The sequence below is a fragment of the Janthinobacterium sp. SUN100 genome (assembly GCF_030397705.1).
Lineage (GTDB): Bacteria > Pseudomonadota > Gammaproteobacteria > Burkholderiales > Burkholderiaceae_D > Janthinobacterium > Janthinobacterium kumbetense.
The window spans coordinates 733,652-758,104 of record NZ_JAPUBU010000003.1; the positions used below are offsets into that span (position 1 = coordinate 733,652).

General features: G+C 64.8%; 28 protein-coding genes and 1 tRNA gene. 13 read left to right on the plus strand and 16 right to left on the minus strand.

All coding sequences use genetic code 11. The annotated features are described in order from the left end of the window. Positions 1-22: 22 nt before the first annotated feature. A complete protein-coding gene (locus O0881_RS19805; protein WP_251349665.1) occupies positions 23-970 on the minus strand; it encodes a DUF808 domain-containing protein in 948 nt (315 codons plus the stop codon). 191 nt (positions 971-1,161) lie between these two features. Here O0881_RS19805 and O0881_RS19810 point away from each other — a divergent pair, with 191 nt between their 5' ends. Together O0881_RS19810 and O0881_RS19815 are read left to right on the plus strand one after the other, a co-directional pair. Continuing rightward, positions 1,162-1,803: a LysE family transporter gene (locus tag O0881_RS19810; RefSeq protein WP_099666012.1), complete on the plus strand. Its 642-nt coding sequence runs from the start codon at positions 1,162-1,164 to the stop codon at positions 1,801-1,803. A 112-nt stretch (positions 1,804-1,915) separates the two neighbouring features. Then, positions 1,916-3,748, plus strand: coding sequence for a DUF6600 domain-containing protein (locus O0881_RS19815; RefSeq protein ID WP_289912617.1), 1,833 nt, complete (start codon positions 1,916-1,918; stop codon positions 3,746-3,748). A gap of 82 nt (positions 3,749-3,830) precedes the next feature. On the opposite strand, the gene O0881_RS19820 is transcribed toward O0881_RS19815, so the two are convergent. Further along, positions 3,831-4,100 carry a hypothetical protein gene (locus O0881_RS19820; protein ID WP_289912618.1) on the minus strand — a complete coding sequence of 90 codons (270 nt, stop codon included), beginning with the start codon at positions 4,098-4,100 and terminating at the stop codon, positions 3,831-3,833. On the opposite strand from O0881_RS19820, the gene O0881_RS19825 reads away from it, so the two are divergent. Beyond that, a complete protein-coding gene (locus O0881_RS19825; RefSeq protein ID WP_070257888.1) occupies positions 4,099-4,395 on the plus strand; it encodes a DUF493 family protein in 297 nt (98 codons plus the stop codon). The two genes, O0881_RS19820 and O0881_RS19825, sit on opposite strands and share 2 nt — an antisense overlap. On the opposite strand, the gene O0881_RS19830 is transcribed toward O0881_RS19825, so the two are convergent. Continuing rightward, a complete protein-coding gene (locus O0881_RS19830; RefSeq protein WP_289912619.1) occupies positions 4,388-5,587 on the minus strand; it encodes a multidrug effflux MFS transporter in 1,200 nt (399 codons plus the stop codon). The two genes, O0881_RS19825 and O0881_RS19830, sit on opposite strands and share 8 nt — an antisense overlap. 125 nt (positions 5,588-5,712) lie before the next feature. Here O0881_RS19830 and O0881_RS19835 point away from each other — a divergent pair, with 125 nt between their 5' ends. The 6 genes from O0881_RS19835 (at position 5,713) to O0881_RS19860 (ending at position 10,434) form a co-directional block, all read left to right on the plus strand. Then, positions 5,713-7,185, plus strand: coding sequence for a PLP-dependent aminotransferase family protein (locus O0881_RS19835; RefSeq protein ID WP_289912620.1), 1,473 nt, complete (start codon positions 5,713-5,715; stop codon positions 7,183-7,185). A gap of 75 nt (positions 7,186-7,260) precedes the next feature. Next, on the plus strand, positions 7,261-7,965 hold the full coding sequence (lipB, locus tag O0881_RS19840) for a lipoyl(octanoyl) transferase LipB (RefSeq protein WP_289912621.1): 705 nt from the start codon (positions 7,261-7,263) through the stop codon (positions 7,963-7,965). Between the two features lie 37 nt (positions 7,966-8,002). Continuing rightward, a complete protein-coding gene (gene lipA, locus O0881_RS19845) occupies positions 8,003-9,004 on the plus strand; it encodes a lipoyl synthase (RefSeq protein ID WP_289912622.1) in 1,002 nt (333 codons plus the stop codon). Positions 9,005-9,125: 121 nt separating this feature from the next. Further along, positions 9,126-9,395 carry a type II toxin-antitoxin system prevent-host-death family antitoxin gene (locus O0881_RS19850; protein ID WP_289912623.1) on the plus strand — a complete coding sequence of 90 codons (270 nt, stop codon included), beginning with the start codon at positions 9,126-9,128 and terminating at the stop codon, positions 9,393-9,395. Then, a complete protein-coding gene (locus O0881_RS19855; RefSeq protein WP_289912624.1) occupies positions 9,376-9,681 on the plus strand; it encodes a Txe/YoeB family addiction module toxin in 306 nt (101 codons plus the stop codon). The genes O0881_RS19850 and O0881_RS19855 overlap by 20 nt, the downstream gene beginning before the upstream one ends. A gap of 90 nt (positions 9,682-9,771) precedes the next feature. Continuing rightward, positions 9,772-10,434, plus strand: a complete 663-nt coding sequence (locus O0881_RS19860) for a uracil-DNA glycosylase (RefSeq protein WP_289912625.1) — start codon at positions 9,772-9,774, stop codon at positions 10,432-10,434. A gap of 68 nt (positions 10,435-10,502) precedes the next feature. On the opposite strand, the gene O0881_RS19865 is transcribed toward O0881_RS19860, so the two are convergent. The 4 genes from O0881_RS19865 to O0881_RS19880 all read right to left on the minus strand — a co-directional run bounded on the left by O0881_RS19865 (position 10,503) and on the right by O0881_RS19880 (position 14,535). Continuing rightward, a complete protein-coding gene (locus O0881_RS19865) occupies positions 10,503-12,674 on the minus strand; it encodes a TonB-dependent receptor (protein WP_289912626.1) in 2,172 nt (723 codons plus the stop codon). Positions 12,675-12,766: 92 nt separating this feature from the next. Continuing rightward, entirely contained in the window at positions 12,767-13,111 is a 345-nt protein-coding gene (locus O0881_RS19870) for a hypothetical protein (protein WP_289906067.1), read from the minus strand. Between the two features lie 67 nt (positions 13,112-13,178). Next, positions 13,179-14,000, minus strand: a complete 822-nt coding sequence (locus tag O0881_RS19875) for a helix-turn-helix transcriptional regulator (RefSeq protein WP_218965292.1) — start codon at positions 13,998-14,000, stop codon at positions 13,179-13,181. After that, the gene (locus O0881_RS19880; RefSeq protein ID WP_099666021.1) at positions 13,990-14,535 is read right to left on the minus strand and encodes a YbhB/YbcL family Raf kinase inhibitor-like protein; all 546 of its coding nucleotides are present in this window, start codon (positions 14,533-14,535) and stop codon (positions 13,990-13,992) included. Before O0881_RS19880 ends, O0881_RS19875 begins: the two co-directional genes overlap by 11 nt. A gap of 220 nt (positions 14,536-14,755) precedes the next feature. Here O0881_RS19880 and O0881_RS19885 point away from each other — a divergent pair, with 220 nt between their 5' ends. Together O0881_RS19885 and O0881_RS19890 are read left to right on the plus strand one after the other, a co-directional pair. Continuing rightward, positions 14,756-15,913 (plus strand): PepSY-associated TM helix domain-containing protein, encoded by a 1,158-nt coding sequence (locus O0881_RS19885; protein ID WP_289912627.1) that lies wholly within the window; start codon positions 14,756-14,758, stop codon positions 15,911-15,913. A 90-nt stretch (positions 15,914-16,003) separates the two neighbouring features. Then, positions 16,004-16,426 (plus strand): PaaI family thioesterase, encoded by a 423-nt coding sequence (locus tag O0881_RS19890; RefSeq protein WP_076564607.1) that lies wholly within the window; start codon positions 16,004-16,006, stop codon positions 16,424-16,426. Positions 16,427-16,428: 2 nt separating this feature from the next. Here the strand turns inward: O0881_RS19890 and O0881_RS19895 are convergent, their stop codons facing one another. The 7 genes from O0881_RS19895 to O0881_RS19925 all read right to left on the minus strand — a co-directional run bounded on the left by O0881_RS19895 (position 16,429) and on the right by O0881_RS19925 (position 21,389). Next, complete coding sequence (locus tag O0881_RS19895; protein ID WP_099666023.1) at positions 16,429-17,124, minus strand: anti-sigma factor; 696 nt, start codon at positions 17,122-17,124, stop codon at positions 16,429-16,431. Then, the gene (locus O0881_RS19900) at positions 17,121-17,711 is read right to left on the minus strand and encodes a sigma-70 family RNA polymerase sigma factor (RefSeq protein WP_077398290.1); all 591 of its coding nucleotides are present in this window, start codon (positions 17,709-17,711) and stop codon (positions 17,121-17,123) included. Before O0881_RS19900 ends, O0881_RS19895 begins: the two co-directional genes overlap by 4 nt. A 218-nt stretch (positions 17,712-17,929) precedes the next feature. Further along, positions 17,930-18,451, minus strand: coding sequence for a TlpA disulfide reductase family protein (locus tag O0881_RS19905; RefSeq protein ID WP_099666024.1), 522 nt, complete (start codon positions 18,449-18,451; stop codon positions 17,930-17,932). A 93-nt stretch (positions 18,452-18,544) separates the two neighbouring features. Next, positions 18,545-19,231, minus strand: coding sequence for a BON domain-containing protein (locus O0881_RS19910; protein ID WP_215410182.1), 687 nt, complete (start codon positions 19,229-19,231; stop codon positions 18,545-18,547). After that, complete coding sequence (locus O0881_RS19915; RefSeq protein ID WP_034752465.1) at positions 19,224-19,820, minus strand: phosphoheptose isomerase; 597 nt, start codon at positions 19,818-19,820, stop codon at positions 19,224-19,226. Before O0881_RS19915 ends, O0881_RS19910 begins: the two co-directional genes overlap by 8 nt. Before the next feature lie 57 nt (positions 19,821-19,877). After that, positions 19,878-20,237, minus strand: coding sequence for a YraN family protein (locus tag O0881_RS19920; protein ID WP_289899750.1), 360 nt, complete (start codon positions 20,235-20,237; stop codon positions 19,878-19,880). 9 nt (positions 20,238-20,246) lie between these two features. Further along, a complete protein-coding gene (locus O0881_RS19925; RefSeq protein ID WP_289912628.1) occupies positions 20,247-21,389 on the minus strand; it encodes a penicillin-binding protein activator in 1,143 nt (380 codons plus the stop codon). 213 nt (positions 21,390-21,602) lie between these two features. On the opposite strand from O0881_RS19925, the gene rsmI reads away from it, so the two are divergent. Then, complete coding sequence (gene rsmI, locus O0881_RS19930) at positions 21,603-22,511, plus strand: 16S rRNA (cytidine(1402)-2'-O)-methyltransferase (RefSeq protein WP_289906072.1); 909 nt, start codon at positions 21,603-21,605, stop codon at positions 22,509-22,511. Between the two features lie 40 nt (positions 22,512-22,551). On the opposite strand, the gene O0881_RS19935 is transcribed toward rsmI, so the two are convergent. Continuing rightward, positions 22,552-23,238, minus strand: a complete 687-nt coding sequence (locus O0881_RS19935) for a hypothetical protein (protein WP_289912629.1) — start codon at positions 23,236-23,238, stop codon at positions 22,552-22,554. Between the two features lie 112 nt (positions 23,239-23,350). Here O0881_RS19935 and O0881_RS19940 point away from each other — a divergent pair. Next, positions 23,351-23,427: transfer RNA gene (locus tag O0881_RS19940), tRNA-Pro, on the plus strand. 105 nt (positions 23,428-23,532) lie between these two features. On the opposite strand, the gene O0881_RS19945 is transcribed toward O0881_RS19940, so the two are convergent. Further along, positions 23,533-24,453: a hydroxymethylglutaryl-CoA lyase gene (locus O0881_RS19945; RefSeq protein WP_289912630.1), complete on the minus strand. Its 921-nt coding sequence runs from the start codon at positions 24,451-24,453 to the stop codon at positions 23,533-23,535.

Consider the following 24,453-nt stretch of genomic DNA (forward strand, 5'->3'; position numbering starts at 1 on the left):
CCGCTCCATCAGACCAGAAAGCTTATTTGCTTGGCTTGATCATGCGCAACAAAGCCGACACGGCCGTGACGCCGGCCAGCACCAGGCCGCCGGCGATGAGGCCGGCCACCGCGTTGATCAGGCTGGGCGTGACGGCCGCCAGCACGGGGCCGATGCCGGCCACGCCGCCGACGGCTTCCTCGACGTGGTGCAGCATGCCGCTGGCCCACGGCCAGCCGTGCGTCAGGATGCCGCCGCCCACCATGAACATGGCCAGGGTGCCCACCACGGAGAGAAACTTCATCAGTTTCGGCGCCGCCGACACGAGCATGCGGCCAAAGCCGCGCACGCCGTCCATCAGCGCGCCCGCGCCCTTGCGCGCCGCCAGGTAAAAGCCCGCGTCGTCGAGCTTGACGATGCCGGCCACCAGGCCGTACACGCCCACCGTCATGATGAGGGCGATGCCGACGACGACGGCCACCTGTTCGGCGAAGGTGGCCGCGGCCACCGTGCCCAGCGCGATGACGATGATTTCCGCCGACAAAATGAAATCGGTGCGGATGGCGCCCTTGATCTTGTCCTTTTCCAGCGCCACCAGGTCGACTTGCGGGTCGCGCAGCGCCTGCGCCAGTTCGGCCTTGTGGCTGTCGTCCGGGTGCAGGTATTTGTGCGCGATCTTTTCGAAGCCCTCGAAGCACAGGTAGGCGCCGCCCACCATCAGCAGCGGCGTGATGGCCCATGGGGCAAACGCGCTGATGGCCAGCGCGGCGGGCACGAGGATGGCCTTGTTCTTCAGCGAACCGACGGCGACGGCCCAGACGACGGGCAGTTCGCGCTCGGCGCGCACGCCGGCCACTTGCTGCGCGTTCAGGGCCAGGTCGTCACCGAGCACGCCGGCCGTCTTCTTGGCGGCCACCTTGGTCATCAGGGAAACGTCGTCGAGGATGCTGGCGATGTCGTCGAGCAGGGCCAGCAGGCTGGAGCCGGCCATCTCAGCGCGCTCCCACGGTGGTGGCAGGAAATTGTGGAGCGAGGAAAGTGTTGTTTTTCATGATGTTATTCTTGGTTGTACGGCAAGGAACGATGTGGCTAAGGCATGACCGCGATCTTACCTCAGGCGGGGCCGGCAAGGCCGCACGGGCCGGGTTAAAATTGCCTCTCATCATCATTTTTGGAAACCGCATGCCCTTTGCCACCTGGATCACCTTTGTCATCGCCGCCTCCATCATCGCCGTCTCGCCCGGCTCGGGCGCCGTGCTGTCGATGTCGCATGGCCTGTCCTACGGGGTGAAAAAGGCCAGCGCCACGATTCTCGGCCTGCAGCTGGGCCTGCTGGTGGTGCTGGGCATCGCGGGCGCCGGCGTCGGTTCCCTGCTGCTGGCGTCCGAAGTGGCCTTCAATATCGTCAAGACGGTGGGCGCGCTGTATTTGATCTACCTGGGCCTGTCGCAGTGGCGCGCCAAGGTGGCCGTGACGGGCGACCTGCATGCGGACGCCGTGGTGCCGTCCATGCGCCGGCGCGTGCTGACGGGTTTCCTGACCAACGTGACGAATCCGAAGGGCATCATCTTCATGGTGGCGGTGTTGCCGCAATTCATCAGCCCCACGTCTCCGCTGCTGCCGCAATTGCTGATCCTGGCCGTCACCATGTGCACGATCGACCAGATCGTCATGCACAGCTATGCCTTTTTAGCGTCCTCGATGCAGCGCTTCTTCCGCGACGCGCGCGCCGTGAAAAAGCAGAACCGCTTCTTTGGCGGCTTGCTGATGGCCGTCGGCGCCGCCCTGTTCTTCGTCAAGCGGGGCGGCCAGACGGCGTCCTGAGCCAGATCAAGATGCAAACATTTGTAAGCCCGCTTGCGATGCCCGCCCGATAGGACTGTAATCGGGGTGTTGTCTACCTTTCATCTCTGTCCGTCCTGCCTGGAGCGCTGCCATGCGTCCGACCCTGTCTTCCCCCTTCTTGAACACCGTGTGCGCCGTGCTGCTGTCGTCGGCGTGCTCCCTGGCCCTGGCGCAGGACCCGCCCGCCCGCGTGGCGCGCATTTCCACCGTCGAAGGGCAGGTGCTGGTGCGCGCCGGCGAGGGCGAGGCGCAAAATGCCCTGCTGAACTGGCCCGTCACGACGGATAACCGCTTGACTACCCTGCGCGGCGCGCTGGCGGAATTGCGCGTGGGTGCGGCCGCCGTGCGCCTCGATGGCGATTCCGAGCTGGAAGTGAGCGAGCTCGATGACGACAGTTTCAAATTGCACCTCGGCTATGGCACGGTCAGCGTGCGCGTGCGCAATCCCGACGCGCTGCGCGGCTTCGAGCTGACCACGGCCCAGGCCCGCGTGGTCCTGACCCAGCCGGGCTGGGTGCGCGTCGAGGCGGGGCGCCAGCCCGGCACCAGCATCGTCAGCGTGCTCGAAGGCGCGGCCGACGTGGATGGCGCGACGGGCAGCGTCACCTTGCGTGCAGGCAAGCGCGCCGAATTGACGGACGAGGAATTGCGCACGGGCGCCGTGCAGAGGATCGCCTTCGACAACTGGCCCGAAGCCTTGCCCGCCGCCGCGCCGGCCTTGCGCTATGTCACGGATGATACGACCGGCTATGAAGAGCTGGACCGCTATGGCGCCTGGCAGGACGATGCGGAATACGGCCCCCTGTGGCTGCCCAGCACGGTGCCGGCCGGCTGGGCGCCGTACAGCGACGGGCGCTGGACGTGGATCGCGCCGTGGGGCTGGACCTGGGTCGACAATGCGCCGTGGGGCTATGCGCCCTCGCATTACGGCCGCTGGGTGCTGCTGGGCCAGCGCTGGGGCTGGGCCCCGGGCCGCGAGCGCGGCCGCGTGCCTTGGGCGCCGGCCCTGGTGGGCTGGGTCGGCGGCAATCACGGGACTGGCCACGGCCAGCAGCCGGGCGTGGGCTGGTTTCCCCTGTCGCCGCACGAGCGCTACGTGCCTGGCTACCGCAGCAGTGCCGAGTATGAACGCCGCCTCAACCGCGTCGCCGACGGGCGCCGTTCCGTGATGGGCGAGCGCGAACGCCGTGAAGGCATGACGATGCTGCCGGGCGAGCGTTTTGGCGGCGCACGCACGGTGGACGTGCCGCGCCGCAACCGCACCATCATGCCGGCCCCCGTGCTGCAAAGCATGCCTTTGAGCACGCCGCCTGCGCCGGCGGGCAACTGGCAGCGTCCCGTCGATGCGCCGCGCCAGCAAGATGGTTTCCGGCGCGACTGGGGCAACCGCCCTGGCCGTTTGCAGACGGACGATGGCCAGACGCACCTGGCGCCGCGTCCCATGCAGCCGAACCGGCCGCCCGTGCCGGCGCAGCCGCCGCAGCCGCAACAGCCGCAACAGCCGCCGATACCGGCCCAGCCCGTGATGCCGGCGGCGCCTTCCTTGCCGCCCGTGCAAGACCCGGTGGCGCACCCCGGCTGGCGTGGTGAACAGCGATCCCGCGCCGAGCGGCCGCAGCCGCGCCCCGCCATCGAGCGTCCTGCCGAGGTGCAGCGCCCGGACGGCAACCGCTGGGAGCGTGGCGGCCGCCGCGAAGTGCTGCAGACGGCGCCGCCGCCTGCCATGCCTGCGCCACCGCCCGTGGCCCAGCCGCGGCCCGCACCGCCGCCGATGCCGGCTCCTGTGGCGCGTCCGGCACAGGAGGCGCGCGGGGGCGAACGCAGCGGGCCGCCACGCGAACGGAGCAATGACCGGAACATTGACCGGGGCAATGAGCGCGGCGGCCCCGGCCGTAATGGCCGGATGCAGGAAACGGAGCGTTGACCGGGCCGCTGGCGCTGGCTGTCTGTCCGTCCGGTCATGGATTATCGACGTTCAAGCCGCCAAACCGACAGTTCGTCACATTTCAGCGGTCAAGCCGCGGTGTTTTGTCTACAGTGGAGTCATTGCAGCACAGCGCAATGCCTTCGCGGCTGACAGCACCGATTTTCCGGCTATTTTGTCCAAACGAAATAGTTTTCGCCAGCTTACAAAGCTGGCTTTTTTTTTCCGCGCCCCTGGCGCCATGGCGGCGGGCGCAGGCGTCGCCAAAGTTGGCTACAATACGCCTTTCTGCAGCCGCCGCGCGCCATGCGCCGCGCCGTCTGTTCTGACCGGCACTGATTGGATTTCCCATGCAAACCACCCCACCCACCGAAGTGACGATTCCTCCCAGCGAATCGCTGATCGAATACCCGAGCGACTTTCCCATCAAGATCATGGGCCCGACGCATGTCGACTTCGCGCCGACCATGCTGGAACTGGTGATCAGCCACGATCCGACCTTCCACGCAGGCCGCATGGAAGAGCGCCCATCGGGCAAGGGCAATTACACGGGCCTGACCGTCACCGTGCGCGCCATCAGCCGCGAGCAGCTCGACGCCCTGTACATGGCGCTGTCGGGCCACCCGATGGTCAAGATCGTCATGTAAGACTGGCTGCCGCCACGCTGGCCCGGCTCTTCGTGAGCAGCCAGACGGCGGCAAAGGCCGCGCTGGCCGCCGCCGTCACCCACAGCAGCGGCTTTTCGCTGCCGTCCGTGATGGCGGCGATGACGGCGCCGCAGGCGGCCGTGATGAGCATTTGCACGAAGAAGAACAGGCCCGAGGCGCTACCCGCCTGGGCCCCATACGGCTGCAGCACGGCCAGCTGGCAGGCGGGGATGGCCATGCCCACCGACACCATCACCAGCAGCATGGGCGCCACCAGCGACGCCACGTGCCGCGGCGCCAACGTACCCGCCAGCAACAAGCTGGCCGCGCCCGCCACATTGATCAGCACCGCCACGCCCAGCAGGTAATCGGCGCCCAGGCGCGGGCCCAGCGCGCGAAACAGGCTCGATCCCGCGATATAGCCGCTGACCGTCAGCGCGAACACCAGCGCGTACGCGTGCGGCGACAGGTGCATGCCCCTTTGCAACAGCACGGACGATTCCGCGATGAAGGGGAAATACGTGCAATATACACAACCGATGGCCAGCGCATAGCGCAGGAAATACGCGTCGCCCAGCAGGCGGCGGTACAGCGCCAGGGTATTGCCCTGTGGCACGGCGCTGGCCGGCCTGGTTTCCGGCACCCAGGCGGCGATCAGCCCCAGCGACAGCGCGCCCAGCGCACACAGCACGCCAAACACGGCGCGCCAGCCGAACGCCGCGTCGAGCACGCTGCCAGCCAGCGGCGCCACGATCGGCGACAAACCCATCACCATCGATATTTTGCCCAGCATGCGCGCCTGCGTGGCGGGATCGAAGCGGTCGCGCACCATGACCCGGCCGATGATGGTGCCGCTGCAACCGCCGAAGGCCTGCAGCACGCGCGCGGCGATCAGCACGTGCACGTCGGAAGTCACGGTGCAGACGATGCTGGCGAGCACAAAAATGCCCGTGCCGGCCAGCAGCACGGGGCGGCGTCCGTAGCGGTCGGCCAGCGGCCCGCACGCGAGCATCGAAGCGGCCGAGCCAGCCATGAACAGGCTCAGGGTCAGTTGCAGCTGCGCATCGCTGGCGTGCAGGGCATCGGCCATGGCCGGCAGCGAAGGCAGATAGATGTCGATGCTGATGCGCGACAGGCAGACCAGCAGCAGCACGATGCCGCCCCAGGCCCATAAAGCGATTTGTTTCTGCATTGTTTTACACGATCCAGGCAAGCGTGCGCCCCGCTGGCGCACCGGAACGGTGAGAGTAGAATGTTTGTGGTGTAATGCGAAGTGCCAGTCATCAGAAAATTCATTGGACCACTTGGACGATTATTATGCCGCGAGGAAAATCACCGCACGCCCTGGACTTGCCTCGCCCCACCAGCTGGCTCGACAAGGCGGGCGTCAACAAGCAGGATGGCGCGTATGAAGCGCTGCGTTCGGCCATCCTGACGAAGATGTTGCCGGCGGGCAGCCGTTTGCCATCCAGCCGCACCCTGGCGGAACGGTGGGAGTTGTCGCGCGGCACCATCGAAACCGTGTTCGACCGCCTGCACGCGGAAGCGTACGTGACGCGCGTGCCCGGTTCCGGCACGCGCGTGTGCGCCGTCGTGCCGGAGCGCTTCCTGATGGCGGGCCTGGGCGACGCCGCTCCCGCCCCGCTGGCCGTGGCGCCCGCGCCTGCCTCGGATACGGGCGTGCGCGACGGCTTGCCCTTCGTGGCGCGGCGCGCCGACGCCAGCCTGTTTCCCATGGCCGCCTGGTCCAAGTGCGCCACGCGGGCGCTGGCCGCCGCCACGCCGGAGCAGTTGTGCAGCGCCGATCCCGCCGGTTTGCCCGAACTGCGCCAGCAGATCGCCGATTTCCTCGCCAAGTACCGCGGCGTGCGCTGCGACCCGCAAGACATCGTCGTCACCACGGGCATCCGCCACGCGATCGACTTGCTGGCGCGCAGCATCGTGCGCGAGGGCGACAAGGTGTGCCTGGAAGAACCGGGCTATCCGGCCGCGCGCGCCCTGTTCACCCTCGCTGGCGCCGTGCCGGTGGACATTGCCGTCGACGCCGAGGGCATCGATTGCGCCGCCCTGGCCGCGCACGCGGATGCCCGCCTCGCCTACGTGACGCCGGCGCACCAGTCGCCGCTGGGCGTGACCATGTCCGTCACGCGCCGCCTGGCCTTGCTGGAATGGGCGAACGACCACGGCGCGTGGGTGCTGGAAGACGATTACGACAGCGAATTCAATTACCAGAGTGCGCCGCTGGCAGCCTTGAAGGCGCTGGACCAGTACCAGCGCGTGATCTACTGTGGCAGTTTTAACAAGACCCTGTTTGCCGGCCTGCGCGTGGGCTTCATGGTGCTGCCGTCCGCCTTGCGGCCGCAGTTGCTGCGCATCCTGCAGTTGACGGGAAGGTCCGTGGGCGTGACGGAGCAGCTGGCGCTGTCCGCCTGGATGGAGGATGGCGCTTTCGTGCGCCATTTGCGCCAGGCGCGGCTGGCCTACAAGGAGCGGCGCGACCTGCTGCTGGCCTGCCTCGAGCAGATTGCCCCCGGGCGCTACGCCATTTCCGGCCAGCAAGCGGGTTTTCATTGCGTGCTGTGGTTGCCGCCGGGCAGCGATGAGCGGACGTTTTGCGCGCGCGCGGCGCACGAGGGGCTGGCGCTGCAGCCGCTCGGTGATTTTTGTCACAGCGCACAATTGGCGCCAGCCGTGCTGCTCGGCTACACGGCCTTGAATGGGCCCCAGATACGCCATGCTGCACAAAAATTGGGCAGATTGCTGCTGTTGCCGGAGTCTGCCCCGGAATGAAACGGCGGCCTGGCTTATAATCACGGCTTCGCCGCAGCGTCCGCAGGGCGCCGGCAGCTGATTACAGAATCCGTCATGACCACCACCCGAACCGAAACGGCGCTGATCCGCGAGCTGGGCCGCGTCGATTACGAGCCGACCTTTGCCGCCATGCGCGCCTTTACCGACGCGCGCACGACGGAGACGCGCGACGAACTGTGGATCGTCGAGCATCCGCCCGTATTCACCCTGGGCCTGGCGGCCGACCGCGGCCACCTGCTGGCCGGCGCGGAGAATGTGCCCGTGGTGCAGACGGACCGTGGCGGCGAAGTGACGTTCCACGGCCCCGGCCAGGTGGTGATTTACCTGCTGATGGACTTGCGCCGCAACAAGCCGGGCGGCAAGCTGTATGCGCGCCAGTTCGTGCATAAAATCGAGCAAGCCATCATCAACGTGCTGGCGGCGTATAATCTCGCTGGCGAACGCATCGATGGCGCGCCTGGCATCTATATTGCCGGCGGGCCAGACAAGGGTGCGAAGATCGCCGCGCTGGGCTTGAAAGTGCGCGGCAACGGCTGCACCTACCATGGCGTGTCGCTCAACGTGGCGATGGACCTGGCACCGTTTTCCTGGATTAACCCTTGCGGCTATTCCGGCCTGAAGACGGTGGACATGCGCAGCATGGGCGTGCTGGCGCCGCTGGCCGACGTGCAGCGGGCCCTGGCCCACGAATTGACCGTATTACTCGATGTAAGCGAAGTAAACAGCGCCGCAGGCGCGCCTCAGGCAGCGGATGCCTGAGCAAACAAACCAACATGCCCCTCAAGGGCTTGCAGCCATGACTTCTGAGACCATTTCCAGCACCGCCCCCGCCGCCTACAACCCGAGCGAAAAGCAAAAAGGCGCCAGCAAGACTTCGCGCATCCCGATCAAGATCATTCCGATCGAGCAAGTCGAGCGCCTGAAAAAGCCGGACTGGATCCGCGTCAAGGCCGCGTCGGCATCGACCCGCTTCTATGAAATCAAGGATATCCTGCGCGAAAACAAACTCGTGACGGTGTGCGAGGAAGCCAGCTGCCCGAACATCGGCGAATGCTTCGGCAAGGGCACGGCCACCTTCATGATCATGGGCGACAAGTGCACGCGCCGCTGCCCGTTCTGCGACGTCGGCCATGGCCGCCCGGATCCGCTGGACAAGGAAGAGCCGGCCAACCTGTCGAAAACCATCGCCAAGCTGCGCCTGAACTACGTCGTCATCACCTCCGTCGACCGCGATGACTTGCGCGACGGCGGCGCCGGCCATTTCGTTGAGTGCATCCAGCAAACGCGCGCCCTGTCGCCGAACACCCGCATCGAAGTGCTGGTGCCCGACTTCCGCGGCCGCCTGGAAAAAGCCCTGAACCTGTTCAAGGATGGCTTGCCTGACGTCATGAACCACAACCTGGAAACGGCGCCGCGCCTGTACAAGGAAGCCCGTCCCGGTTCCGACTACATGCACTCGCTCAAGCTGCTGAAAGACTTCAAGGCCATGTACCCGGACGTGAAGACCAAGTCCGGCATCATGGTGGGCCTGGGCGAGACGGACGAGGAAATCCTGCAAGTCATGCGCGACATGCGCGAGCACGACATCGACATGCTGACCATCGGCCAATACCTGGCCCCATCGAACAGCCACTTGCCCGTGCGCCGCTACGTGCACCCGGACGTGTTCAAAATGTTCGAGGAAGAAGCGTATAAAATGGGCTTCACCCACGCCGCCGTGGGCGCCATGGTGCGCAGCTCGTACCATGCGGATGAACAGGCGCACAGCGCCGGCGTGGAATCGGCGCTGAATTTCTAAGCACCTTGCGCTGTATCAAAGCCGCCCGCTCGCGCTGGCGGCTTTTTTTTGCCTGATTGAGGTGATGTACAACATCCTGTACAATTATCTGCATGTACTTTCAAGGGAACGGTGGCACGGCATGAATATCCTGACTTTCAGCGAGGCGCGCGCGGGCCTGAAAAGCGTGATGGACGACGTCTGCAACGACCACACGCCCACGGTGATCACGCGCGTGAATGGCGAACACGTGGTGATGCTGTCCTTGTCCGACTACAACAGCATTGAGGAAACCCTGTATTTGCTGGGCACGGCCAAGAATGCCAGCCGGCTGATGGCGTCCGTGGCGCAGATCAAAGCGGGCAAGGCCAAGCCCAGGGAATTGGCGCAGCATGAAAAACCGGAAGACTGAAAACAAGCAGCAGGCGCGCGCCGCCGTGCTGGCCTGGACCGATCATGCCTGGGAAGATTATCTGTTCTGGCAAGATACCGATCTGAAAATCCTGCAAAAAATCAATGACTTGCTCGATGAGTGCCTGGCGGACCCATTCAAGGGCACGGGCAAGCCGGAACCGCTGAAAGGCGAGCTGACGGGTTTCTGGTCGCGCCGCATCGACCGCCAGCACCGGCTCGTCTACCTTCCCGACGGGGGCTGCATCTACGTGGCGGCGTGCCGCTATCACTACGACGACAAATAGGCATTGCCCGGCCGTACCGTAACGTGGTGCCGGGCATGGCGCGGCTATACTGATTAATAATGTTTTAAAAACATGATTGACGGGGGAGCCATGGACGTACGCATCGACGCATCGTGGAAGGCGCGGCTGGAGGCTGATTTCGCCGAACCTTACTGGGAAGGCCTGGCCGCCTTCGTGAAGGCGGAATATGCGGCGGGGCCGTGCTGCCCGCCCGGAAAAACCATCTTCCGGGCCTTCGACCTGACGCCATTCGAGCAGGTGAAAGTCGTGATCCTGGGGCAAGACCCGTATCACACGCCGGGCGCGGCCATGGGACTGTGCTTTTCCATCCCCGAAGGCACGCCGCCGCAGCCCAGCCTGCAGAATATCTTCAAGGAATTACAGAGCGACGCAGGCGTCATGCGCACCCGCACGGATTTGTCCGACTGGGCACAGCAAGGGGTATTTTTGCTCAACAGCGTATTGACGGTGCGCGCGGGGGCGGCTGGTACGCATGCGGGCAAGGGCTGGGAAAAGCTGACGGACAGCGCCATCCGCCACCTGTCCGCCGAGCGCAGCAATCTTGTCTTCATCCTGTGGGGCGGCTACGCGCAAGCCAAGCGGTCCCTGATCGACCCCGGCAAGCACCTGGTGCTGACGGCGCCCCATCCATCTCCCTTGTCGGCGAATAAAGGTTTCTTTGGCAGCAAGCCGTTCAGCCTGGCGAATGCGTATTTGCAGGCGCACGGCCAGACGGCCATCGCCTGGGGATGAGACATGACACGGTACGGCAACCGACAGCGGCAGGCGTTGCTCCCTGCCGCTGTCTTCGCGCGTAACTCTTAGAAACTTGTTGATAAACCCGCATAGATGCTGCGGCGGGCGCCGTACTGCGGCGCTCCCACGCCCACGCCGGAACCGTCGCGCAGCAGGTAGGACTTGTCGAACAGGTTGATCAGGGCCAAACGTCCTTCCACCTTGCCGACCGGCGTATTTTTCCACGTGTGCGTGAGCGCCGTGTTGACGGTGAAGTAACTCGGCAAATGGCCGGAATTCGGCGCGCCGCCATCCGGCGTCATGCGCAGGCCGCTGCCGTAGAGGAAGTCAGCGCTCACTTGCGAATCGCCGAAGTGATAATGGCCGCCACCGGACAGCGTGTATTTCTGGTCATGGTCAAGGTAGACATAATTCTTGCTGATGTAGTTCAACTCATCGGCGCCAAACAGGGCCTGGCCCGAGTTGATGTTGCGGCCCTGCGCCTTTTGCGTGCTGGCGTTGAGGAACAGGCCCCAGTTTTTCTCGCTGTAGATGGCCGACAATTCCAGGCCCTTGGCGTAGCCATCCGCATAGTTGAACGGCGTCAAAATCAATGCCTGGCCGAACTGGCCTTCGTCCAGCAGGTTGTTGATCTTTTTATAGTACACATCGGCCGTCACGGTCAGCTTCGGACTCACCTGGTGGCTGATGCCGACGTCGTAGTAATGCGTGCGTTCGGCCTTGACGTTGTCCGACTGGCCGATTTCCGGCGCATTCGTCGTGTTCGCGTACAGGTCGATGCTGCCTTGTGCCGCCAGTTCCTGCGGCGGCGGCGTGAAGTAGCGCGAATAGCCCGCGTGCAGGGCCGTGCCCGGCGCCAGTTGGTACGCCAGGTTCACGCGCGGGCTCCATTGCTGCTCGTTCGTGTAGGCCGACACCTTGTCGAAGCGGGCGCCATAGTTCAGGGTCAAGGGTTTGCTGATATGCCATTCATCCTGCAGGTAGAAACTGGCCAGGGTGCCCGTCTTACCGCTGTTGTCGACGATGGAAACCGGCGTGGTGGCGCTTTGCGCGCCGTCCAGCGCCGGGAAGACGGCCACCGTGTTGTCGCTCGTCGTCTTCTGCCGCGTGTAGGCGAGGCCGGCGCGCACGGTATGGTCCTGGTGCAACTTGTAGCTGATATCGAACTGGGCACCCGAGGCGCTGTTCGCGCGGCGCGAATCCGACGCCACGCCGTTGTAGATCAGGTCGCCGATGGAGTCCGGCGTGAAGTGCAGTTCCGAATACTGGTGGAAGGCGGAGACCTGGTAATTGAGGTCGCCCAGGCTCTTTTGCAGCGACAGCACGAGGAAGCGGTTCACTTCGCGCTGGTTTTCATTCAACTGCGACGACGGCAAGGTGGACGTGCCCGCCTGCGCATCGCTGTGGCCAGCCAGCGAGAAGCCCGGCGCCTGGTCCGGATTGTTGGGGATCTGGAAGCGTCCGTTATACGTGCCGAACATGGCGCCCAGGCGCGTGTTGTCATCGAGGAAATACGACAGGCTGCCGAACGATTTGTTTTGGCGCGTCTTGTCGTGTAGGGCGCTGCGCGTATCCTGCGGGTTTTCCACGCCCAGGGAATTGCCCAGGTAGCTGCCGGACAGGTAGTAATTGAACTTGCCCACGCTGCCGAAAAATTCGGCACTCGGCTCCATGTGGTCGTGGCTGCCGACCATGATGCCGATGCGCCCGCCAGGCGTCATGCCGCCCTCCTTCGTTTCGATGTCGACGATGCCGGCCGTGCGCAGGCCGAACTGGGCCGGCAAGGCGCCCGTCATGAAATCCGTCTTGTCGATCAGGCGCGTGTCGATCGACTGGCCAAAGCCGCTGATGCTTTCCGGCAATTGCACGCCATTGATGCGGTATTGCACGTTGGCATGGTCGTCGCGCACGTGCAGGGCGCCGGAACCCTTCGAATCCTGCGATACGCCCGGCAGGCGCAGCAGCACTTCATTGAACGGCGTGTTGTCGCCCTGGCCCAGCATGTCGACCATGTGGCTGTCGATGCTGTAGATGGTGGTGCCGACTTTCGGCGACAGCTCGATGCGCGCGCTTTTCAAATGGGCGGACGTGACTTCCACTTTTTGCATCTCTTGCGGCGCAGCATCGGCGCCGGACGCTGCCGGGCTGGCATCCGCGGGCTCGGCGGCATGGGCGGAAAAGCTGAACAGGCTGGCAAGGGCGAGCGACAGCGCGCTCAGGCGTGGTGTGTGTTGCATGGTGAACCTCGAAAATAGTCTACGCCAGGCGGCCCGGCGCGCATGAGGACGCGGCGGTGCAGCCTGAAAAAAGGATAAAAACAGCGTGGGAACTACAACGAGGCGGCAGGCGGGCCGCGCACGGGCGGCAGGATGAGGGCGGCGGCGGGCGCCAGGGTGGCGGGCGCGACGGCCAGCAAGCGGTACGGCAATAACTGGGCGGGCGGCTCGGTGACGGCCGGCGGCACGGCGATATCGGCCACCTTGTCGATGACGGTGGCGCACAGCGCGCACTCTTCCGCGTCGAGGGTCGTCTTGTGCAGGTGCGACGCGGCCGTCGACAGCAAGAACACGAGGGCCAGCGCACTGAACAGCGCCACGCACAGCCGCCACGGCGTGCGCGCGAGGGCGGCGGCACCGTGATGAGCAAGCTTGCGGGTGGGCTGGCGGGAAGACATGGGCGCATAGTAGCAAGAAAATCGCCCCGCTGTCAGCGCTTGTTGCGTCATTTGCGCCGGAGCGAGCTTACAGGGTGGCGCGCAAGTCGCGCGGCGACAGGCCGTAATGCTGGCGAAAACGGGCCGCGAAGCGCGAGGGCGAGGCATAGCCACAGGCGGCGGCGATGTCGCCAATGGGCAAGATGCCAGATTGCAATTCTTGCAAGGCCAGGCCCAGGCGCACGTCCTCCAGGATGGCGCGGAAGTGACGTTGTTCCAGGGCCAGCTGGCGGCGCAGCGTGGACGCGCCCAGGTGCAGCTGGCTGGCGACCTTGGCCACGCTCCAGTCGGCGGCCGGGTCCAGCAGCAGCACTTGCTGCACGCGCGCGGCCAGCGGGTCGCGGCGGTCCAGCAGCAAGGGGCCGCAGTGGCCGCCCAGGGCCAGAGCCAGCAGCAAGCCTTCGGCCTGGTGCGCCAGCAGCGCGGGCGGGCTACCGGCAGCCAGGCTGGCCATCAGCTGGTCCCAGGCCAGCGCCGCGTGGTCATCGAGCGGCACGCACAAGCTGGCCGTGGCCGCCTGGCGCAGCTGGCCATCGACGAGGCCGCCATGGCGCGCGCGGAAACGGGCGATCAGGGCTGGCGAAAAACTCAGCACTTCGGCCCGGTAGCCTTGCGTGCCGGGCAGGTTGGCCACGCCCAGTTCCTGGCCCGCCGGCATCAGCACCACGTCGTGCGTCCCGGCGCGCGCCTGGCGAGCGCCCCATTCCAGCAGTTTTACTCCCTGCCGCACGCGGCACAGGGCGCTCTGGAAGACGGGTACGCGGCGCAGGGTTTGCGCGCGGCGCGCCTCGATGGTGCCGTGGGCAATGCGCAGTTCGCTCAGGGCCACCGCTTCCATCTTATCTTCCATACAGTCCCGTCAGCTGTGCCTTGCCCAGCGCGTTGGCGTTGAGCATGTAGCCGAGCATGGCGCCGCTGGCCTGTTGATCCAGGGGCAGCTTGTCCACGCCCAAGGCCCAGACCGTGATCTGATAGCGGTGCGCCTTGTCGCCGGGCGGTGGGCAGGCGCCGCCGTAGGCGCTGTCGCCGAAATCGTTGCGTCCTTGGATGGCGCCCGCTGGCAGGGTGCCGGCCGTGGCGCCGCCCGGCAAGGAAGTGGTGCCGGCGGGCAGATTGAATACGCTCCAGTGCCACCAGCCGCTGCCCGTCGGCGCGTCCGGGTCGTACAGGGTGACGGCGTAGCTTTTGGTGCCGGCTGGCGCGCCGTGCCACGACAGCTGCGGCGCCAGGTTGCCGCCCGTGCAGCCGAAGCCCTGGAACACTTGCGCAGGTGCCAGGGTCTGGCCAGGGGCGATGTCGGTGCTCGATACCGTGAAATCGGCCGCGTGGGCGCCCAGGTGCAGAGCGAGGCCCAAGGTGGCGGCGAAGAGGCGGGCAGTGGTCATGGTTTTCCTTTCGATGAAGTATAGGGGAAAGTGTATGCCTTGCAACATTCCTCCGCGATGCCGATGCGCTCGCTGATGGTGCCGAAACGCTCGGTTTCCTCCAATTCGCGCGTTCTGATGAGCGTGTTGTATGGTTCTTCCCTTTATTGCCGCACGTGATTTTCACTGCAGGGCTTTCATGCTATCGTTTCGCAGCCCAAAATTCCCAGAGTCCCCCTTCATGTCCAAGCGCCCGATTCCATGGCTGTTAGCCAAGCTGCACCTGTATGCGGGCCTGTGGTTCGGCGCCCTGTTCGTCCTGCTGGGCTTGACGGGGTCCGCCATCGCCTGGATGCCGGAACTGGACGCATATCTGAATCCTAATTTGTTGCAGGCGAGCACGCCCGCGCCCGGCCAGGTGTTCCAGGTGACGCCACGCACGCTGCAAGCGGTGGTGGACCAGCTGACTGCCGACCCCGCCTACGGCAAGCCTTCGCAGCTCAATCCGCCCGCCGATGCACGCGACGTGTACGTGGCGTCGTACCGCCAGGCCGGCAAGCCGTCGCCCTTCAGCCAGGCCATCGTGCGCCAGGTGATGGTCGATCCCTACACCTTGCAAGTCAAAGGCGAGCGCGACTGGGGCCGTTTCGGCCTCACGCGCCCGCTGTTGATGTCGGGCATGTTTCATTTGCACCGCTATGTATTGTCCGGCGAAGTGGGCAAGACCATTACCGGTATTTCCGGCGTGATGCTGTTGCTGATGGCGCTCACCGGCATCTATCTGTGGTGGCCGCGCCTGCAGTGGACGGCGATCAAGCGCGCGCTGACGGTGTCGCATGGCGGTTCCTGGCCCCGTTTTCATTACACGTTTCACAAGGCGGCGGGCTTCTTTGCCGCGCCTGTGCTGGCTGTGCTCGCTTTTTCCGGCATCTATTTCAATTTGCCGCAATTGATCGTGCCGCTGGTGGAGCTGGTGTCGACGGTGCCGGATACGGCAAAATTGAAGAATGTGGCCCAGGACGGCGCCGTGCTCGATGCGGGCCAGGCCATGGCCGCCGCGCAGTTGCTGTATCCGCAGGCGCGCGTGTCGCGCATCGTGCTGCCGGCGAAAAAGGACCAGCCGTATGACGTGCGCGTGCGCCAGTCCGGCGAAATCGCCCACGGCGACGGCGCCACGCGCATTACCCTGGACGCGCGCAGCGGCTTGCCCTTGCGCATACGCGATCCCTTGCGGGCGCCGGCCGGCGATGTTTTCCTCGGCTGGCAATTCCCCCTGCATTCGGGCCAGGCGTTCGGCGTGGCCGGGCGCGCCTTCATTACCGTCTTCGGTTTGATGCCGCTGCTGTTCTTGCTGACGGGCAGTTTGGTGTGGTGGAAACGGCGGCGTGGCCGGAAATAGGCGGTTGCCAAACCGATGCGGGGAAAGTTGCTATCATCATAGTATTTTCCGGCAGATCCGCTGTCCGGATTCACCCGCACAAGGACCAGCATGAGCAATCCCGACATCACCGTAGCAATGTTGAATGAACGCGGCACCGGCCGCCTGCCCGGCCACCTGGGCATCGTCATCACGGCAGTGGGCGACGGCCAGCTGACGGCGGAATTGCCCGTGCTGCCGCACTTGCTGGCGCCGAATGGCTACCTGCATGCGGGCAGCGTGGTGACCCTGGCCGACACGGCTTCCGGCTATGGCTGCATCGTCAACCTGCCCGAAGGCGCGAGCAATTTCACGACCATCGAACTGAAATCGAACCACCTGGGTACGGCCCGCGAAGGCACGCTCACCTGCACGGCGAAAGTCGAGCACAAGGGCCGCAACACGCAAGTGTGGGATGCCGTGGTGAAAAGCAAGGAAACGGGCAAGACGATTGCCCTGTTCCGCTGCACGCAGATGATTCTGTATCCCAAGTAAGACTATATTTTTACCCAGTTACCCTTGTACAAGATTGGTCCCGTCGGTCCGTTCGGATCCGGCGAACCGCCTTTCGGTTCCAGGGTGACGGCCAGCAAGGCCACATCGCTGCCGATGGCGCGCTGCGACAGGGCCAGTTTCACGTTGCCCTTGTCTGCCAGCAAGCCGAGCGAACGTGGGTTGCCGCTCTTCGGCACGGCCCACAGTTCCAGGTCCTTATCACTCGGCACGGGCGCGTTGCCCACCATGCGCACCTCGAGCGCGCCGTGGCGGCTGTCGGCCGTCAGCAGCAGGGCCGTTTGCGCTTTCTCGTCCGTCAGGCTGGCCACATAGCTGATCTGCGGCGCATCCATCACGCGCGTGGCCACGACGATGACCAGCAGCGCGGCGATGGCGCTCGACGCCATGCCCAGGCCACGCCAGAACGCCAGCGAATCGCGCAGCCAGGACTGGCCGCCCTGCGGACGCAGGTGCAGGCGCTGCTCGATCTGTTGCCAGACGCGTTTGGGCGGCGCCACGGGCGTGGCGAATTCCGCCATCGGTTCCAGGCGCTGGCGCCATTCGGCCGTGATATTGCGCAAATCGGCGTCGTTGTGCAGCCAGCCTTCGAAACGCCGCCGCGCGCCCCCTTTCAGGGTGCCCAGCACGTATTCGGACGCCAGTTTCTGGCGCAGCACGTCATTGCCGCGGATATTCATGATGCCTCCCGTTTCGCCAGGCACGTGCGCAGCCGTTCCAGGCTGCGCCGTATCCAGGTCTTCACGGTGCCGATCGGCAGCGACATCTGCTGCGCCACTTCGCTATGCGACAGGTCGTGATAGAACGCCAGGGCGACCACCTGCCGGTGCAGCCCTTCCAGGGCGGACATGCAAAACGCCAGCGCCTTGGCGTCACCGCTCAGTTGCAGTGACTCGATCGGCGTGGCCTGGGGGTCTCGGAGTGCATTCATGACTTCGCTATCAAACTGTTCGGCATCGATTTCCACGGTATCGTCGCTGCGCCGCAGCACATCGAACGCCTTGTTGCGCACGATGGTGGCCATCCAGGTCATCGGCGCCGCCAGATGGCTCTGGTAAGCGGCGGCGTTGTTCCAGATGGCGACGAACCCCTCTTGCAAGGCTTCTTCAGCGAGCTCTTGCTTATGCAATATACGCAGCGCGAAGCCAAACAGTTTCGATGAGGTGGAGTTATATAGCTGGCGGAACGCCGTGGCGTCCTTGTTGCCGGCGGCGAGCAGCCAGGTTTTCAGTTGCTGCGGGTCGAGCGATTGGGCGGCTGGGGACACGGCTGGCCTTCACAAGGTGAGTGGGATCACGCAAGGGAAGGTTATAACAGATTGGCAACACCTGGCAACAGGGTTTTGTGTGGTGCTCCCCTCGTCTTCAACGCCTCACAGAAGCGTAGCGAGCGGAAGTGAGTTGCGGCAGAGAAGCGGAACTGTGCTTGAGCACAGTGAGCATCGCAGGCTGCAAATCGCGACGCGCAGTAGCTTATGTGAGACGTTTAGCCGGCGATGGCGGATTCGAGCAGCTTGTGCAGTTCAGCGAATTCCGGCTTGCCCACGTAGCGCTTGAGGATCTTGCCCTGTTTGTCCAGGACGAAGGTGGTGGGCGTGAGGGCCACGTCGCCGTAGGCCTTGGCCGCCTCGCCCGTCACGTCGAGCGCTACCTTGAACGGCAGCTGGCGCGTTTCGGCGAAGTTCAGCACGTAGTTGGCCGGGTCGTATTTCATGGCCACGGCCACGAATTCCAGTCCCTGCCCCTTGTACTTGTTGTAGGTGTCGACCATTTCCGGCATTTCCGCCACGCAAGTCGTACACGAGGTGGCCCAGAAATTGACCATCACCACCTTGCCGCGCAGGCTGTTTGACGTGATTTTCTCGCCATGGATGCCGTGGAAGGTCACGTCCGGCGCGCTTTGCTTGTCATTCAGCGACAGGTAAGCTGCCGCCGCCACGCCCGCCACGAAGACGGCGATCAGGGCTGGCTTGATCCAGGACTTGCTTGCGGATGGCGAAGTTGACATGGTTTTCACTTGAAAAGCGGGGCGATGCGGCCACGATGCGACTATTATAGCCGCCGCATCGTTGGCGCGCCCTAGGTCGGATGGCGGAGGCGCTTACTGCTGGACCGTATCGCTGACGGTGTTCGTCGTGCGCTGCTGCGGCGGGTCCGGCTGCAATTGCTTCAGTTCCGCTTCCGAGATGTAGTCGAACAGCTTGACCACTTTCTGCACGCCGCCCACGCCGCGCGCCACGTCGGCCGCGACCGTGCCTTCGCGCTGGGTGACTCTGCCCATCAGGAAGACGGTGGCGTTCTCGGTGACGACCTTGAACGAGGCAGCCGAGATGGTTTTCATGTCGACCAGGCTGGCCTTGACCTTGGTGGTGATCAGCGCGTCGTTCGAGCGCGAGGTATAGCTGGCCGGGCCGGCGATGATCAATTCATTCGCCACCGATTCCACGCCCTCGATATTGCGCACTTCGCGCTCGACGGCATTTTTCATCGCCTCGTCGCGCACTTCGCCCGTCAGCAGGACGCGGCGGTTGAAGCTGGTGACGTTCACGTGGCCCACGTCGCCCACGATGGAGGGGATGCGCGACTCGCCTTTGAGGGCGATCGACTTGTCTTCGGTCTGCGCGCCCAGGGTGCGGCGGTCCGCTGCTGCCACGCCGCCCATCACCGCGCCGCCGACCATCAATTCGATGCAGCCGGTGAGCGAGGTAAGCATGGCGCCGCACAGCAGTGCGGTGGCCAGCGGGCGTTGTACGCGTTTCCAGCCTGGGCCAGTACCGAATTTAGTCATTCACGTCTCCTCCGAATAGGGCGACATCGATGCCGTCGCAGATGCAATGTATGGTGGTCAGATGGACTTCCTGGATGCGCGCCGTGCGCTCGGCCGGCACGCAGATATGCACGTCGGCGTCCGTCAGCATCTTGCCGATGGCGCCGCCGTCCTTGCCCGTCAGCGCCACGACGCGCATTTCGCGCTCGAGCGCCGCTTCCACGGCCGCCATCACGTTGGCCGAATTGCCCGACGTGGAGATGGCCAGCAGGATGTCGCCGGCCTGGCCGAACGCCTGCACCTGCTTCGAGAAGATCTCGCGGTAGCTGTAATCGTTCGCCACGGCCGTCAGGATGGACGTATCCGTCGTCAGCGCCAGGGCCGGCAGCGGAAAGCGTTCGCGTTCGAAGCGTCCGACCAGCTCGGCTGCGAAATGCTGGCAGTCGGCGGCGGAACCGCCGTTGCCGCAGGCGAGGATCTTGTTGCCGTTGGACAATGCATAAAACATCAGGTCGATCGCCTGCGCAATCGGTTGCGCCAGTACGGTGGCGGCCTGGATCTTGAGTTCGGCACTTTCGTGGAAGTGCGAGAGGATGCGTTGATTATTCATAGTCTGCCGATTATAGTGCAGGCGCGCGGCATGGCGGACAAGCACTGTTAAAAATGCTTACATATCGAGGATGTTCTTCAGCCAGCTGATGCGCCCGCCATCGATGGCCAGCGCGTCGAAGCGGCATGGCGGCAGCGTCTTTTGCCCCAGCAGCCAGGTTTGCGCGGCCAGCACCATGCGCCGCTGCTTGGCCGGCGTGATGCTGGCCAGGGCGCCGCCGTAGGCCGTACTGCTGCGCAGCCGCACTTCGACGAAAACGATGGCGGCGCCGTCGCGCATGATCAGGTCGAGTTCCCCGCCCTTGCACAGATAGTTGCGTTGCAACAGCACCAAGCCTTGCAGCAACAGATACGCGAGCGCATCGTCTTCTCCCTGCCGTCCCCGTTCCCGTTTGTTCCAGAAAGCGAAGGGCGGCATGGCGTGTCCTTATTGCGCTGCCGGGGCCGGCGGCCAGGTACCCAGCACGCCCTGCTGGTAGGTGGCGGCCTGTTCCGTGCGTTCGAACACGCTTTGATCACCGTCAAAGCGCACGGCCAGGCGGCCCGTCACGCCATCGAGGATAAATGGCGCGTTCGGCCGCAGCGCCACTTCGCGCGCCACGCGGAAGGCATCGATGCCCAGCGCGTACAGGCGTTCCATGTCGGCCGTCAGCCGGCGTTCGGCGGGCTGCTCGGGTTGTGGATACACCATCACTTGCGGATGGTCGCGCTGCACTTGCCATGGCAAGTCCAGCAGACGCGCGCCGTCGAGTTCCGGGCCGCTGGCGCCGCGTCCGGCGCCGGGATTCAAGGACGAGGTGCCATACAGGGGCAGATCGCTGCCGATGGCCACGCGCAGCTGGCGCGCCTGGTCGGCGTCGAGCGCGGCGAACAGCAGGCCCGGCGGCGTGGCGGCCAGGCGCGCGCGCAGCTGCACCAGCTCGGCATCGCTCAGGTAGCCATTCGTGGCCGTCAAGTCCATGGTCTCGATCTTGCCGCCCTGGCGCAGCCATTCCTGCTTGAAGGCGGCGCTGATGCGGCGCTGCGAGGGCGAACCGGCCGACAGGACCAGCGCGCTGGCGCCCGGCTGTTCGCTGGCGGCCCAGGCGGCAACCTGGCGCGCTTCCGCCTCGATCGACAAGCCCATCACCAGCAGCTTGGCCGGCAGGCGCGCGTCGCCGCGGTTGTCCGGGTGGTTCAGGGCGATCGTGGGTTTGCGCACCAGGTCGCTGTTCGCCACGGCCGTGACGGCCGAGCGCGACAGGGGACCGACGACGATGTCCTGTTCCTCTTGCGCTTGCGCAAACTTGTTCAGGACGTCGCTGCTGCCATCGCCCGTATCGATCACCGTCACTTCAAAGCCGCTGCGGTCGCGCTCGTACGCGGCCATGAAGCCGGCGCGCAGCAATTCGGCGGCCGGTCCCAGGGAAGCCGAGCGCAGCGGCAGCAGCAGGCCGATGTGGTGGACATTGCCGTCGGACGGCGCCGGTGCCGTGGCGGCCGGCATGTCGAGCGGCGTGCCGGTGGCCGGTTTGTTCTTGATAGGCGCGAGTGGCGCGCCGTTGCCGTCGTACGCGGTAATATCGGGCACGGCCACGGCGAAAGTGACGGGTTCGGGTGCGGGCGGCTTCGGCGGCAGGGGCGGTGGCAGCGGCTTCGGTGGCGGCAGCGCCCTTGTGTTAGATTCAATAGGCGCGCACAATTGCCCGGGCGCGTCGCAAGGCGTGCTGCAAGCGCTCAGCATGCCGGTCGCGGCACAAACAAGCAGTAACTTCACACTATTAGCAAGCATTTAACCTCCAAAATGACCGTACAAGAAATCAGTTCCATCGCCAGCCTGCCCATCATGACAGAGGCGGCGCACCAGGTCTATCCTATCGCAACATTGTATATAGTGGCCACGCCGATCGGCAATGTGACCGATATCAGCCTGCGCGCGCTGCATTTGCTGAGCCTTGCCGATGCCGTCGCCTGTGAAGATACGCGCAATACGGCGCACCTGCTGACGCGCTTTGGCTTGAACAAGCCGTTGATTGCGGCGCATCAACATAACGAACGCGAAGTGGCGCAAACTTTGATTGCCCGCCTGCACGCCGGCGAGCGCATCGCCCTCGTCTCCGACGCCGGCACGCCCGCCGTGTCCGACCCGGGCGCGCGCATCGTCGACGCCGTGCGCGCGGCCGGCTTGCGCGTGCTGCCCCTGCCCGGCCCGTCGGCGGCGATCACGGCCATTTCCGCTAGCGGCTTGCTGAATGACCAGTTTTACTTTGTCGGCTTCTTGCCAGCCAAGGCCAAGCAGCGCGAAAACATGCTGCACAGCCTGCGCGGCGTGACGGCCACCATGGTGTTCTATGAGGCGCCGCACCGCATCCTCGATTGCGCCACGGCCCTGGCGGCGGCGTTCGAGCCGACGCGCCAGGTGGTGTTCGCGCGCGAACTGACGAAACTGTTCGAGGAAATCCACCGCTGCCCCCTGTCCGAGGCGGAGGCGTGGATACGCGCCGACGCGCACCGGGAAAAGGGAGAATTTGTCGTCCTGCTGGAAGGCGCCACGGAAGCGCAGGACGCGGAAGACGTGGAAGCGGAACGCATCCTGAATATTTTATTGGCCGAATGCAGCGTCAAGCAGGCGGCGAATTTGACGGCGCAGATCACGGGCCGCAAGAAAAACGCCCTGTATGAGCGGGCGCTGCAGTTGAAGGGGCAGGAATAATCTGATGGCGGCATACCCATGATGGGATGTTGCTAAATAATCACCACTTACAGCCGCTATCCTTCTTGTCGAGCAGCATCAGCACGGGCGCCAGCAAGCCCGCACCGGAATAGGCGGTGCGGCAATCGCCGCGCTTGCCTTGTGCGATGTCGCGCGCCAGTTGGGTTTCCGTTTGCAGTGGCTTGTCGGGGATTTGCCCCACGGCCGTGCCCACCTTGGACGGATCGCGTTCGCCTGCCATCTTGCGCGCCGTCCGCCTGGCCGCGTCCATGTCGAATTTCGGTGTTTCCGGGGTTTCTTGCCTGAAGGTATCGGCACTGGCCGCCGGCGTGGCCGGCACGACCGTGATGGCTTGCGGGCTGGCCGCTGGCGCCGTGGTCGCCGCCGGCGTTTCCCGGACCGTGGCGACCTTCGGCTTGCTGATGGGCTTGGGTTCGCGTTTCGGCTTGAGCACTTCGACGGGCGGCGGAGGCGGCTTGGCGGCCAGCGGACGTATCCACACGGCGATCAATTCCACGCGCGGGGCCGTGTCCATCCGCGCGGCCGGCTGCACATGGCGCCACAGAGTGATCAAGGCGCCATGCAGCAGCAGGGACACGGCGATGCCCAGCACGATGCCGCGGCGGTTCGGCAGGGGCCGGCCACCGTCGCTTCTTTCTATCCTGAACTCCATTGCCGTCGTCACCTTCATGTCTGATCGGGAAAACTTGCCAAGCCAGTGTCGCATACTTCAATCGTTTTGAAAAATACATGGGTTCCAGTGCCGCGCGTAAATAATTTACACAGAGTTTCACCTGACCCTTGACCGAAGTCGATACGGCCTGTATTATCTTGGTCTTCGGAGTGTGGCGCAGCCCGGTAGCGCACCTGGTTTGGGACCAGGGGGTCCAAGGTTCGAATCCTTGTACTCCGACCAAATTTGTAGAAAAAAACCCAAGAGTTTAGGCTCTTGGGTTTTTTTTCGTCTGTAGCGCCTGCGGCGCGAGGCCGGCAGCAAAAAGGGGCCGCAGCCCCTTTGCATTTACCCCAGGCGTTTCGCCGCGATGGCGTTGCCGGCGCGGCTAGAACCCTTGCGCCCCAGCTGCTGCGCAATGAACTGGCCCGCATCGACGACCAGATCCAGGTCGATGCCGGTGGCAATGCCCAGCCCCTGCATCAGGTACAGCACGTCTTCGGTGGCCACGTTGCCGGTGGCGCCCTTGGCGTACGGGCAGCCGCCCAGGCCGGACACGGACGAGTGATAGATCGCGATGCCCGTTTCCAGGCTGGCGTAGATATTCGCCAGCGCTTGGCCGTAGGTGTCGTGGAAGTGGCCGGACAGGCCTCCCACGTGGAAAGCCTGGATCGCGCGCTCCATTACCGCCTGCGTCTTGCGCGGCGTGGCCACGCCGATGGTGTCGGCGATGTCGATTTCGTCGCAACCCAGGTCGCGCATGCGTTTCACCACGTCGGCCACGGCGTCGAGCGGCACGTCGCCCTGGTAGGGGCAGCCGAAGGCGCAGCTGATGCTGCCGCGCAGGCGCAGGCCGTGTTCCTTGGCCGCTTTCGCCACGCCTTCGAAGCGGGCGATCGATTCGGCGATGGAGCAGTTGATGTTCTTTTGCGAGAACGCTTCGGAGGCGGAGCCGAAGATCACCACTTCATCGGCCTTCGCCGCCAGCGCGGCATCGAAACCCTGCATGTTCGGCGTCAGCGCCGAATAAATGGTGCCGGGGCGGCGCGCGATTTTCTGCATGACTTCCGCGCTGGTGGCCATCTGCGGCACCCATTTCGGGGAGACGAAGGACGCCGCCTCGATATTGGCGAAGCCGGCCAACGTCAGGCGGTCGACCAGTTCGATCTTGACGGCGGCGCTGATGGTTTCCTTCTCGTTTTGCAGGCCGTCGCGCGGACCCACTTCGACGATCTTGACCTGCTTGGGCAGACTGGTAGTAGGGTTCAT